The sequence below is a fragment of the Glaciihabitans sp. UYNi722 genome, from assembly GCF_040549465.1.
Lineage (GTDB): Bacteria > Actinomycetota > Actinomycetes > Actinomycetales > Microbacteriaceae > Lacisediminihabitans.
On sequence record NZ_JBEPTL010000032.1, the window covers coordinates 22,355 to 34,680 of the forward strand.

At 65.0% G+C, this 12,326-nt stretch carries 11 protein-coding genes; 8 read left to right on the top strand and 3 right to left on the bottom strand.

From position 1 onward, the window contains the following. The first annotated feature begins 243 nt into the window (after positions 1 to 243). Positions 244 to 3,288 carry a glycoside hydrolase family 2 TIM barrel-domain containing protein gene (locus tag ABIB56_RS17095; protein ID WP_354570428.1) on the top strand — a complete coding sequence of 1,015 codons (3,045 nt, stop codon included), beginning with the start codon at positions 244 to 246 and terminating at the stop codon, positions 3,286 to 3,288. A gap of 60 nt (positions 3,289 to 3,348) precedes the next feature. Continuing rightward, complete coding sequence (locus ABIB56_RS17100) at positions 3,349 to 4,359, top strand: LacI family DNA-binding transcriptional regulator (protein WP_354570429.1); 1,011 nt, start codon at positions 3,349 to 3,351, stop codon at positions 4,357 to 4,359. Between the two features lie 53 nt (positions 4,360 to 4,412). Here ABIB56_RS17100 and ABIB56_RS17105 read toward each other — a convergent pair whose 3' ends face one another. From ABIB56_RS17105 to aspS, 3 genes are all read right to left on the bottom strand, one after another. Further along, positions 4,413 to 4,982 carry a hypothetical protein gene (locus ABIB56_RS17105; RefSeq protein ID WP_354570430.1) on the bottom strand — a complete coding sequence of 190 codons (570 nt, stop codon included), beginning with the start codon at positions 4,980 to 4,982 and terminating at the stop codon, positions 4,413 to 4,415. Positions 4,983 to 5,054: 72 nt separating this feature from the next. Beyond that, positions 5,055 to 5,231: a YegP family protein gene (locus tag ABIB56_RS17110; RefSeq protein ID WP_354570431.1), complete on the bottom strand. Its 177-nt coding sequence runs from the start codon at positions 5,229 to 5,231 to the stop codon at positions 5,055 to 5,057. Between the two features lie 153 nt (positions 5,232 to 5,384). Beyond that, positions 5,385 to 6,713 (bottom strand): aspartate--tRNA(Asn) ligase, encoded by a 1,329-nt coding sequence (gene aspS / locus ABIB56_RS17115; RefSeq protein ID WP_354570432.1) that lies wholly within the window; start codon positions 6,711 to 6,713, stop codon positions 5,385 to 5,387. A gap of 152 nt (positions 6,714 to 6,865) precedes the next feature. On the opposite strand from aspS, the gene ABIB56_RS17120 reads away from it, so the two are divergent. The 6 genes from ABIB56_RS17120 to ABIB56_RS17145 all read left to right on the top strand — a co-directional run bounded on the left by ABIB56_RS17120 (position 6,866) and on the right by ABIB56_RS17145 (position 11,941). Continuing rightward, the gene (locus tag ABIB56_RS17120; RefSeq protein ID WP_354570433.1) at positions 6,866 to 7,504 is read left to right on the top strand and encodes a histidine phosphatase family protein; all 639 of its coding nucleotides are present in this window, start codon (positions 6,866 to 6,868) and stop codon (positions 7,502 to 7,504) included. Between the two features lie 86 nt (positions 7,505 to 7,590). After that, entirely contained in the window at positions 7,591 to 8,190 is a 600-nt protein-coding gene (locus tag ABIB56_RS17125) for a TlpA disulfide reductase family protein (protein ID WP_354570434.1), read from the top strand. A 50-nt stretch (positions 8,191 to 8,240) separates the two neighbouring features. Then, positions 8,241 to 8,933, top strand: coding sequence for a cytochrome c biogenesis CcdA family protein (locus tag ABIB56_RS17130; RefSeq protein ID WP_354570437.1), 693 nt, complete (start codon positions 8,241 to 8,243; stop codon positions 8,931 to 8,933). Between the two features lie 61 nt (positions 8,934 to 8,994). Next, positions 8,995 to 10,605, top strand: coding sequence for a cytochrome c biogenesis protein ResB (gene resB, locus ABIB56_RS17135; RefSeq protein ID WP_354570435.1), 1,611 nt, complete (start codon positions 8,995 to 8,997; stop codon positions 10,603 to 10,605). After that, positions 10,602 to 11,579: a c-type cytochrome biogenesis protein CcsB gene (ccsB, locus tag ABIB56_RS17140; RefSeq protein ID WP_502917622.1), complete on the top strand. Its 978-nt coding sequence runs from the start codon at positions 10,602 to 10,604 to the stop codon at positions 11,577 to 11,579. Before resB ends, ccsB begins: the two co-directional genes overlap by 4 nt. 5 nt (positions 11,580 to 11,584) lie before the next feature. Next, positions 11,585 to 11,941, top strand: coding sequence for a UBP-type zinc finger domain-containing protein (locus ABIB56_RS17145; RefSeq protein WP_354570439.1), 357 nt, complete (start codon positions 11,585 to 11,587; stop codon positions 11,939 to 11,941). The last annotated feature ends 385 nt before the right edge of the window (positions 11,942 to 12,326 follow it).

Below are 12,326 nucleotides of genomic sequence, written 5' to 3' on the forward strand. Positions count from 1 at the left end.
ATTACACTGCTTGAGGGTCGTGTCAACGTTTAAAGCCCGAATTGGGGATGAAATGTCCTGGGAGATCACTCCCGATCGGAACCGTTTTGGCGAGGCTTGACGGCTGGCGGATATCTCCGTAGCGTCAGATACACGTGAACGTTCACGGCTGGATTGTGACGACGTGCCCGATCGCGGGTCGACCTCGCATCGTATGGGCATCGCTTGGATTCGGCTGACTTCGACTGAAAGGCCCGCTATCTCATGAGTGGCACGATCGACCACTACCTCACCGATCGGGGACCGGGTCGCGGCATGCGCGTTCCGGCGCGCTCGAGGCTCGTCTCAGACGCCCCCGAGGTTTCGGCCAACGGCGAATGGCGGTTCCGATTGTTGCCGGGAGCTCCAGGGACGCTCGGTGGTGCCGGCGTGCTACCGAGCGGGGAGGGTGTCGCCGACATTGCGACGGCCGCATACGATGACAGCGCCTGGGACACCGTGACGGTTCCTGGCCACTGGATCCTCGATGAACAGGAGCGCTACGGTCGCCCCGCCTACACGAACGTGCCGTTCCCATTCGCCGTCGAACCACCGAACGTTCCCGATGAGAATCCCACCGGGGACTACCGCCGCACGATAGTGCTTCCGCCGGCGTTCGCCGACGCCGGTGCGATCCTCCTCCGTTTCGACGGCGTGGAGTCGCGTTATCGGGTCTGGTTGAACGGCGCCGAGATCGGTGTGGGTTCAGCCAGTCGGCTGGCGCAGGAGTTCGACGTCAGCGGGGTCGCGCACAGCGGTGAAAACCTGCTGGTGGTTCGCGTGCACCAGTGGTCCGCTGGAAGCTACCTGGAGGACCAGGACCAGTGGTGGCTACCCGGTATCTTTCGGGACGTGACGTTTCTCGCCCGTCCTGTCGGAGCGCTCGGCGATGTCTGGTTGCGAGCGAGCTACGACGACACCACAGGTGCGGGCGGCCTCGATCCTGAGATCGTTGCCGGTGAAGACGCGTTCCCCGTGACCGTCTCTGTGCCTGAGCTCGGCCTCGATGTCACCTGGAGTACTGCCGCCGAGGTTGCGCCGATCATCCTCGATAATGTCGAGCCATGGTCTGCGGAACTGCCCCGCCTCTACGATGCCACGGTGGCGTCCACGGGCGAAACTGTCGCGCTTCGCCTCGGATTCCGGACCGTCGAGATCCGCGGTGACCTCTTCACGGTCAATGGCAGCCGCCTCGTGTTCCACGGCGTCAATCGCCACGAGACGAACCCGGTGCTGGGGCGTGTGTTCGACGAAAGCCAGGCGCGAGCCGATCTGCTGCTGATGAAGCAGTTCAACGTCAATGCGATCCGCACGAGCCACTATCCACCGCACCCGCGAGTCCTCGATCTGGCCGACGAACTCGGATTCTGGGTCGTACTCGAGAACGACTACGAAGCCCACGGCTTCTACCGCACGGGCTGGAAGGGTAATCCCAGCGAGGACGGCGCTTGGCGAGATGCGCTTCTCGACCGGATCGAGCGGACAGTCGAGCGCGATAAGAACCACGCGAGCATCGTCATGTGGTCGCTGGGTAACGAGGCCGGAACCGGCGCCAACCTCGCAGCGTGCGCTGCGTGGGTGCACGCGCGAGACTCGTCGCGTCCGGTGCACTACGAAGGCGATTACCGCGGCGAGTACACCGATGTCTACTCCCGTATGTACTCCCCTCTCGACGAGGTCGAAGCGCTTGGTCGCGACGAGCCTGGCCTCGTGCTCGAGGGGTGTGATGAGACGGAGTCCCTCCGTCAACGCTCGAAGCCATTCATCCTGTGCGAATACGTCCACGCGATGGGCAATGGTCCGGGGGCGATCGACCGCTACGAAGATCTTTTCAACCGTTACCCGCGCCTCCACGGCGGTTTCGTCTGGGAATGGCGCGACCACGGCATCCTCACGAAGACAGCAGACGGGATCCCGTTCTACGGGTATGGCGGCGACTTCGGCGAGGTGATGCACGACGGCAACTTCGTGATGGACGGCATGGTCCTGAGCGACAACACACCCACGCCCGGCCTCCACGAATTCAAGGCTGTCGTGGCGCCCGTGCGTCTCTCCTTCCTGACGGGAGGAGAATCCGGACCCCTGCTCGAAGTGACCAACCGCCAGCACTCCGCAGACACCGGCGGCTTCCGCTTCACCTGGCGCCTCGAGCACGACGGCGTGCGCGTCGCCGAGGGTCTGCTCGAGGTAGCACGACCCGATGGCGGGCCGCTCAGACCCGGAGAAGTTGTCACGGTCCCGTTCCCCGAATTATCGGTTGCCGCAGACTCGGAGACCTGGCTTACCGTCGAGGGCGCGCTTGCCGCAGGAACGTCGTGGGCCGACGCGGGCCACGTGATCACGGCCGCGCAGGCGGACCTGACGTCGTCAGTTGCCCTCGCCGCTCGCCGCTCTGGAGCTACCGCGCGCGGCACCGGCATACTGCGGAACGCCGCACCGGTACGAGGCGTGGTGCTACCGCCGGAACGCCTCGAGCTCGGGCCTGCAGTCTTCGAACACGGGGCGCTGGCGTCGATCGACGGGCTGCCGGTCGTCGGGCCGCGCCTCAGCCTCTGGCGAGCCCCCACCGACAATGACAGGACGAACGAGCCATCCTGGCGTGCAGCAGGACTCCATCGACTGGTCGGCCGGGTCGACGCCATCGAGGCGGATGAGCAACAGGTGCGGACGCGGATGCGATGGTCGGCCGGAGACAACGCCGACGCATTCTGGGTTGACACGACCTGGACGCCGCTGGACGGACGTCGTCTGGCCGCGCGTATCGAGATCGTGCCATCGGCCGGGTGGGATCTCGTGCTGCCACGTATCGGAGTGCGCTTCGACTTCGACGCCCGGGTCGATGGCGTCGCATGGTTCGGCACCGGTCCGCTCGAGTCATACCCCGACAGCGTCAGGGCCGCGCTCGTCGGACGTTACAAGGCTTCGATCGACGACCTCGGCATCGCCTACGCGAAGCCGCAGGAGACTGGCCATCGGAGCGCAGTACGCGAGCTCGATCTGGTGATGGGCCCGACCTCGCAGCTCCGGATCACGACCGAAGCTGACCAGCGGGGGCGGCTGCCAGGGTTCACGCTGTCACGACACACAGCCGAAGAGATCTCCAGCGCCGCTCATCCACACGAGATTCCGCCGACCACTGGCACGCACCTCTACCTCGATGCGGTCCAGCAGGGCCTCGGTAGCGCAGCCTGCGGGCCCGACGTCACCGTCGACCTCCGCCTCAGGCCCGAGGCGCGTACGATCGCATTCGTCATCGAAGCGATTGGGTAGAGAGGCCAGTAAATGCCGATGGGCGGGTGGCCGACGACGGCGACTGCTAGCGTGTCAACGATGACGGCAAGAGCGCGGGCCACCGTACCGAGGCGGGCGACAGTGCTCGACGTCGCTGCGGCTGCCGGAGTGTCTCGGCAGACCGTGACGCGTGCCATGAATGACATGAGTGGCATTAGCGCGTCGACGAAGGTGCGGGTCCTGGCCGCAGCCAAAGAGCTCAAGTATCGGCCGAGCCGCTTTGGTCGCGGGCTCGTGCTCGGCCATCAGCCCACCCTGGGATTCGTGCTCGACGACCTCACCAACCCCTACTACCCGGCCCTGGCGGCGAGCGTGGTGAGCACAGCGGCGGATCGCGGCTGGAACGTGCTCATCTCGGACATCGCCCACAGTCCGCAGGGCGTGTCCGACCTGTTGGTCGGTTTGGCGCAGCAGGTCGACGCCGTCATCGGCTACATCCGCGTTCCCGGAAGTGACTTCGATCAGGTATTCGGCAACCTGCCGGTAGTGGCACTCGAGACGAAGCCCGAGGCCGGGCACCGAGGCGTGATCGAGCTCGACTTCGGTCCTGGGCTGCGGGAGGCCGTGCAGTACCTCCACGGTTCCGGTCGGCAGCGCATCGCAATGGTGGACGCCGGTCCTCCGGAGGTGCCGTCGATTCGTGGCGAGCAGTACCTGGCTGCGATGGCCGAACTCGGGCTTGATCCCCTGATGGTCTACGGCGAGCAGACGGTCGACGGGGGGCAAGAGGGCGGCGCCGCCCTGGTCGACGCCGCTCCGGACATCGATGGCATCATCGCGTTCAATGATCACATGGCCTTCGGCGTTATGAAGGCGCTGCGGCATCGTGGGATCGCGGTGCCTGCGCAATGCGCCGTGATCGGCATCGACGGTTTGGAGCTCGGCAGGATCAGCACGCCCGAGCTTTCCAGCCTGGCACTTGACCTCACAGAGGTGGGGCGCCTCGGAGTGGATCTCGTGACCCGCATGCACGCCGGCGAGCTTCCCGCGAGTGGCCCGGAGGTGCAACGTACAGTGCACCACACTCTCCTGCACCGCGAGTCCTCGTAGAGTTCTCCGTACTCAACGGCACCAGGACATCGCAAACGTCCTGGGCAGTACGCCTAGATGTCGCGCAGTTTAGCCGCGGCCTCTGCTTCGGCCCGCGACTCGTAGACCGGTTCGTCGAGGACGAAGGCCAGGCTCTCGTTGGGGGCGACCAGAAGCAGATCGGTCGGCTCGTCCGCTGACTGGAAGTCGGTCGAGGCCAGCGGTTCGTTATTGAGGTGCACGGTGAGGATGCCGCTACCGGTTTCGAGCGACGGAACTTCGAGAGCGCTGATCGGTTTGCCGCCCGCGCGTTCGAGCAGCGAGACGACGGCGGCGCCGACGCCTTTGCCTGCCGAGAGGAATGCCTTCTCGTCGATCACCGTGTAGTCGTAGCGGGTGCGCACCGTGAAGGTGATTTCCTCGGGTTCATCCGCCTCGCCGCCTTTGTCCTCATCGCCGTAGAGGTCGTCGAGGGCTTCGCCGTAGGCGCCGACGGCTTCCCAGAGCTGGCGGTCCACCTCGACCGCGGCGTCGTCCTGGTCCTTCTCACTCGCCAGCAATTCGATGTGCTCCGTGAGGATCGCGAGAAGTTTCCTTCCCGCGTCTACTGCTGTCTGCCTGCTGTCGGGGGATCCGTTTTCCATGGTCGTCACGGTATCAGCCCCGGCGGCGCGCCACAGGCTCGGGGCCCACACCCCCGCGACTTCAGGGAATGCTTAGACCTCGACTACCGGAGCATCCGGAGCGTTCGTCTTCACGGAATCGATGCCGTTCTTCGCGCTGGCCTTGGAGGAGTAGGCCTCGGAAACCGCGATGACCTCGCCGTTTCCGGCCTTGAGGCGGAAGCGGTACTGGCCGCCCTTGTCTTCGTACAGTTCGAACTTACCGGCCATGACCCGCCTGCTTTCTCGTCGCGTCGGGCGTCGATTCCCACGTCGATTCTCACTCTAGGCAGTGATGACAGGCGCGGTCTAGGTTGCAGAGTGCAGTCGTGGCTAGCGTTTGATCACGTCGCGCGGTGCGTTCAGGCCGCCGACGCTGACCAGCTAGGGAAGGAGCCTCGTCGGCCCGCGGAACAGGTAGGTGACTTCGCGCAGGTTGGCCTGGTGCAGCAGCAGCATGATCACGCGGCTGAGTCCCATGCCGAAGCCACCGTGCGGCGGAACCCCGTAGCGGAAGAAGTCGAGATAGAAGCTGAGCTCTTCCGGGTCGAGCCCTTTCTCGCGGGCCTGCGCTTCGAGCACCTCGATGCGGTGCTCGCGCTGGGCGCCGGTGGAGATCTCCACCCCGTTGAAGATGAGGTCGTAGCTCTTGGTGAGGCCCGCGTCATCCGCGTGGCGCATGTGATAAAACGGCCGGATGCTTGCGGCGTAATCGGTGAGGAAGACGAATTCGTGGCCGAACGTCTCCTTCACGTAGGCCGAGATCTGGCGCTCGCCCTCCGGGTCCATGTCGTCGTCGTGCCGAGGAACCTCGTAGCCGCGGTCGGCGACGATGCGCTTCGCTTCGGCGAGCGGGATGCGCGGGAACGGCGTGGTCGGCACCGTCACCTCGACGTCGAAGAGGGCTGCGATCTCGTCGCCGTGCTTCTCCTTGATCGCGGTGAGAGCTGCGACGAGAAGATTCTCGTGCAGCGTCATCACGTCTTCGTGGCTGTCGATCCAGCTGATCTCGGAGTCGACACTGGTGAATTCGGTGGCGTGACGGCTGGTGAAGCTCGGGTCGGCACGGAATGCCGGACCCACCTCGAAGACCTTGCCGAAGCCGGCAGGCTGAGACATCTGCTTGAAGAACTGCGGGCTCTGGGCGAGGAAGGCCTTGCCCTCGAAGTATTTGACCTCGAAAAGTTCCGCCTTCGACTCGCTGGCGCTCGCCATCAGCTTCGGAGTGTGGATCTCGATGAAATCGTTGTCGATCCAATACGTGCGCAGGGCATGCTCGAACGTGGTCTGCACGCGCGCGATGAGATTCTGCTCCGGACGACGCAGGTCGAGGAAGCGCCAGTCCATGCGCTTGTCGATGCTCGAGTCCGCTGCGATGGGAGTCTCGGCGATCGCGACGGTGGCAATCTCCAGGCCCGCAAGCTTGATCTCGACTCCGCCGAGCTTCACCCGTTCGTCATGCTTCAGCTCGCCCGTCGCAGTGAGGAACGTGCCCTGGCTGAGGCCGGAGATGGCTGTGGCGATCTCGCTCGGCACTTCAACGCCGTCGTCGCCGAAGCTGCGCGGGTTGACGAGCTGCACGGCACCCGACTCGTCGCGAAGCACGACGAACTGCACCTTCTTCTGGTCGCGCACCGTCTCCACCCACCCGGACACGGTGATGTCGCCGTCGGCTGAGGCGGAAAGGTTCTTGATCAGGGTGCGTTCGCTCACGGTCCCCGAGTTTAGTCGTGCCCGGGTAGGCCCTTCTGCGGGAGTGGTTCAGTATTGGGGAGCGGTTCAGTATTCGAGAGCGGTGAACGGATGAGGCGCGCAGGGCGTTCTCTCGGGATTCTGGCAGCGAAGCAAAACGTAGACTTGGGGCCGTGGCCGCAACCCAGATTCATCTCGTCCGTCATGGTGAGGTGTACAACCCGCAGAGGATCCTCTACGGGCGGCTTCCGGGGTACCACCTCTCGGAGTTGGGGCACCGCATGGCGGAGGCCGCAGCCAAACAACTGGCAGGGCATCCGATCACCGGGTTGTATGCCAGCCCGCTGCAGCGTGCGCAGGAATCGGCGAAACCGTGGGCGCAGGACTTCGGTGTCGGCATCACCACCGATGAGCGCCTGATCGAGCCGACGAACAGGTTCGAGGGCGGCAAATTCGAGTTCGGCGCCGCGGTGCTGACCAAGCCGCGGGTCTGGCCATGGGTGATCAACCCGTTCAAGCCGAGCTGGGGCGAACCCTACGTGAGCGTCATTGCGCGGATGCTGTCCGTGATCGAGGACGCCTGGGCATCCGTCGACGACGGCGAGGTCGTGATGGTCAGCCACCAGATGCCGATCGTGATGGTGCAGCGTTCGTTGGCCGGACTGAAGCCACTGCACGACCCGCGCAAGCGACATTGTGCCCTCTCCAGCATCACCACGCTCGAGAAGCACGGCGAACGTTTCGTGCAGGTCGGCTATCAGGAGCCTGCGGCGGACCTGCTCGCCCAGTCCATCGACCTGGGGGCTGTGTGAAAGCGCCGGGCTGTGTGAAAGCGCCGGGCTGTGTGAAAGCGCCGGGCTGTGTGAAAGCGCCGGGCCGCAGGAGAGTGCCGGGTCGCGTGACCGTGAGTTTCCGCACCTCCGTCGTGGCCCTTGGGGTCTCGGCGACGCTTCTGCTGAGCGGCTGCACCACCGACAAGCTCGCCAATGACTACAGCACGAGCAGCGGGACCAGCTACACGGACGACAACGGTGCACCCGTGCTGGTCAAGCCCGAAGACCGCGCCAAGGCTGTCGACTTCACGGCGAAGACCGAAGATGGCATGCCGCTCACCCTCGGCGACTACAAGGGCAAGGTGGTGGTCGTGAACTTCTGGTACGCCACCTGCGGTCCGTGTCGTGCGGAGGCGCCCACCCTGCAGGGGCTCTACCAGAAGTACCAGGACAAGGGCGTCGCGTTCGTCGGTGTCAACATCTTCGACCAGCCCGACCAGGCGCTCTCCTTCGAGAAGAAGTACGGCATCACCTATCCCTCGGTGATGGACCTCGACAGCGGCGCAGCCAGGATCGCCTTCTCTGGCGTCATCCCTCCGACCGCGACGCCCACCACCTATGTGCTCGACGCCAAGGGACGACTCGCCGCGAGGATCGTCGGCCAGCTCGAGTCCGCCTCGATCCTCAACAGCCTCATCTCCGGCACCCTCTCCGAGGGAAAGTAGTGGACAACCCGATCTCGCAGCTCGTCTTCGGCGGCAACCTGGCCCTCGCCATGCCGATCGCTCTGCTCGCCGGCATCCTCGCCTTCGCGTCGCCCTGCGTGCTTCCCCTGGTTCCCGGCTACCTCGCCTACGTCGGTGGGTTCACCGGTAGGGCGGAGAAGAAAGATCGCGGCAGACTGCTGCTCGGCGTCTCGCTCTTCATTCTCGGGTTCAGCCTCGTCTTCATCCTGTTCATCGTGCTGTTCTCGGTGGCTGGCGTGTTGCTGACACCGTGGAAAGACCTGATCACCCGCATCGCCGGTGTGATCGTGATCGTGATGGGTCTCGTCTTCATCGGCCAGTTCGGATTCATGCAGCGCAGCTTCAAGCCGGAGTGGCGGGTGGCGACGGGGCTCGGTGGTGCGCCGCTGCTCGGCATCGTGTTCGGCCTCGGCTGGGCACCGTGCATCGGCCCGACCCTCACCGCTGTGTCTCTGCTCAGCACAGGCAGCGGCAGTCCGTGGCGCGGACTACTGCTCGGCATTCTCTACTGCCTCGGGCTCGGCATCCCGTTCCTGCTCGTGGCGATGGGACTCAACTGGGTCAGCGGTTCGGTTGCCTGGCTGAAGCGCCACATCCGAGTGATCAATGTGATCGGCGGCGGCCTCATGATCCTGATCGGCCTGCTCATGGTCAGCGGACTGTGGCAGATGTTCGTCTCCAGCCTCGGGTCGGTGATCGGCAGTTTTGTCCCGTCCCTCTGATCACATCGATTCCCCGGCACCCAGGCCGAAAAGCGATCTCAACCAGCCGAAGCTCGGCCCCGTGGGCTACCTGCGGTTCTTCTGGCGCCAGCTCACCAGCATGCGCACAGCGCTCTTCCTGCTGTTGCTGCTCGCGATCGCCGCAGTGCCGGGCTCCCTCTTTCCGCAGCGCAGTTCCGACCCGAACGGTGTCTCGCTCTACTTCACCAACAACAAAGACCTCGCGCCGGTGCTCGACAAGCTCCAGCTCTTCGACGTCTACAGTTCGGCCTGGTTCTCGGCCATCTACCTACTGCTCTTCATCTCGCTGATCGGCTGCGTGATCCCGCGCACCGCCTTCCACCTGAAGGCCCTGCGGTCGAAGCCGCCACGCACGCCCGCCCGCCTCGATAGACTCGCCGCATTCAGCGCCTTCGAGATCGCGCCCGGCCAGCTGGATGCCGCGTCCGCTCCCATCACGGCCACCTCAACCGTCGAGGCCGCTCGCCAGAACCTGCGCAAGTCCGGCTACCGGGTGCAGCTCTTCGAAAACCGTGGACCGGACGGACCGGAGTTCTCCGTCTCCGCCGAGCGTGGCTACCTGCGAGAGACCGGAAACCTGATCTTCCATACCGCGCTCATCGGCATCCTGCTGGCGGTGGGCATCGGTGGGGGGTTCGGCTACACCGGGCAGAAAGTGCTGGTGGTCGGGCAGGCTTTCGCCAATGTGCGCATCAGCTTCGACTCGTTCAACCCCGGCCGATTCTTCAACGACAACCAACTGCAGCCCTACCGTCTCGTGGTGGACGACTTCACGGCCAAGTACGAGAAGGAGAACCTCAACGCTTTCGGCCAGCCCATCGACTACACCCTGAAGGTGACCACCTACGAAGGCTCCGGTGGAGCGAAGAAGCAGGTGCTCAAGGTGAACTCGCCGTTGGAGATTGGCGGAAACCAGGTCTATCTGCTCGGCAACGGCTACGCGCCGTTCGTCACGGTGAAGGATCCGACCGGCAAGGTGGTCTTCTCCGAGAAGGTGCCATTTCTTCCCCAGGACGCCAACCTCACTTCGCTCGGAATCGTGAAGATCGCCGACGGGCTGTCGTCTCAGGTCGGCATGCGGGCACTGCTGTATCCGACCGCGGTGAAAGACTCCGCCGGAGCTTCGGCATCCAACAACCCCGATCTCTACAATCCGGAGTTGGCCCTCGTCGTCTACAAGGGCGACCTCGGCATCGACAAGGGCGTGCCGACCTCGAGCTACTCGCTCAACACCGACAAGATGACCGAGATCGCGGGTCCCGGTATCGACGCCGCCACCATCAGGTTGAAACCGGGGGAGACTGCCACGATCCCCGGGGGCCTCGGGTCGGTAACTTTCGAGAACGCCGCCCCGAAATCCGACGCGAAGAATCTCCAGCTGAGCGTTCCGCGTTTCGTTTCACTCGACGTTCACCGCGATCCGACCCAGGGGTGGGTGCTCTTCTTCGCCATACTCGTACTCGGTGGGCTCCTCACCTCGCTCTTCATCCCGCGCCGCAGAGTGTGGGTGAAAGTGATCGAGGCATCCGACGGCCGACTGCGTCTCGAGTACGCGGGACTGGCACGGGGCGAAGACCCCGGTCTCGATGCCGCAGTGGCGGATATCGCGGCGCGACACTCACAGCAGCTCGGGCTTAAGCTGACTTCGTGACCTCCGACAATCTGGCGTTCTACTCCCTCGTCGCGATCTATTCCGCGATGGGCGTCTACCTGTTCGCATTCATTGCTTTCACGCTCGACCTCGCCAGACGCTCTGCCGCGGCACCGGCCGTCGCTGAGGCGATTCCGGCGGCGCGCGTCGGCCAACTGACCAGCGCCGGCAGTGTCACCACCATCGAGCGCCCCCTGGTGGCTGAGGTGCCACCCGCCGGTCGAGCCTCGAGCCGTTTCGAGAGGGTCGCCTACGCCCTGACCGCTCTCGGCTGGGTGCTGCACGCTGCCGGGACGGTGCTTCGGGGGGTCGCGGCGCACCGTGTGCCGTGGGCCAACATGTTCGAGTTTTCGCTCACAGCATCCGCCATCATCGTGGGCGTTTTCGTGTTCGTTCAGGTGTGGCAGAACCTGAAATGGCTCGGTGCGTATATCACCGGCTTCGCCCTCATCGTGCTCGGTTTCGGCACCGTCGGCTTCTACGTCAACGTGGTTCCGCTTCCGCCGGCGCTGCAGTCCTACTGGTTGGTCATCCATGTCTTCGTCGCGAGCCTCGGCACTGCATTCTTCGCCATCGGCGCCGGTCTCTCGCTCGCCCAGCTCGTGCAGGTGCGACGTGAAGCGAACAGGTTCAGCGGGCTCACCTTTCTCGACACGGTGCCCAACGCCGAGAAGCTGGAGAACCTCGCCTACCGCGTGATCGTGGTCGGTTTCGTCTTCTGGACTTTCACCCTCATCGCCGGTGCGATCTGGGCCGAGCATGCCTGGGGCCGTTACTGGGGCTGGGACACCAAGGAGGTCTGGACCTTCATCATCTGGACCATCTTCGCCGGGTACATCCACGCCAGGGCGACCCGCGGATGGCGCGGCTCCCGCTCCTCATGGCTCGCCATCGTCGGCTTCGGCGCGGTGATGTTCAACTTCACCATCGTCAACCTCTTCTTCAAGGGGTTGCACACCTACAGCGGCCTGTAGCCGTGATTGCCTCGCCTGGCGTCGATCCGGCTGTCCCACCGAGCGGCACCGGATGCGTGGAGTGCGAGGCGACCGGAGGATGGTGGTTCCACCTGCGCCGCTGTGCGGAGTGCGGGCACATCGGCTGCTGTGACGATTCGCTGTCGAAGCACTCCACCGCGCACTACGAGCAGACCGGGCATCCGATCATCCAGAGTTTCGAGCCCGGTGAGGATTGGTTCTGGGATTTCGCGAGCAACGACTACTACGACGGGCCGACGCTGGCAGCGCCGGACTGCCACCCCGACGGGCAGACCGTACCCGGTCCCGCTGACCGCGTACCGGCTGACTGGCAAGCCCGGCTGGCCGAAGCGCGAGCCTAAAGGTCGGCTACGCGAAACCTCGGGGCTGAAGCATCCGCCGCTCGGGCGTTGGTTCCAACCGTTAGCCCTCCGTCTGTCCGTTCTTCCACCCGCTTTCCGCCGCGTCGACAGGATGAGCGGGTTCCCATGGCAGAAGTCGTCCTGTTGGCGGGCGCATTCGGTCCATTGGTCCTGTTGGGCGGCCCGGCTGAGGTTGGTCAGGTGCTGTCCTGTCGGGCGCTTCCGCTGGGGTTGCTCGGCTGATCGCACCGAGTTGCGGGGGGGGGGGGGGGGGGGGGGGGGGGGGGGGCGCCCCCCCCCCCCCCCCCCCCGCCCCCCCCCCCCCCCCCCCGCGGCCCCCCCCCAACCAACCCAAAAAAAAACCGGGGGGCGGGGCCCGGCCAAT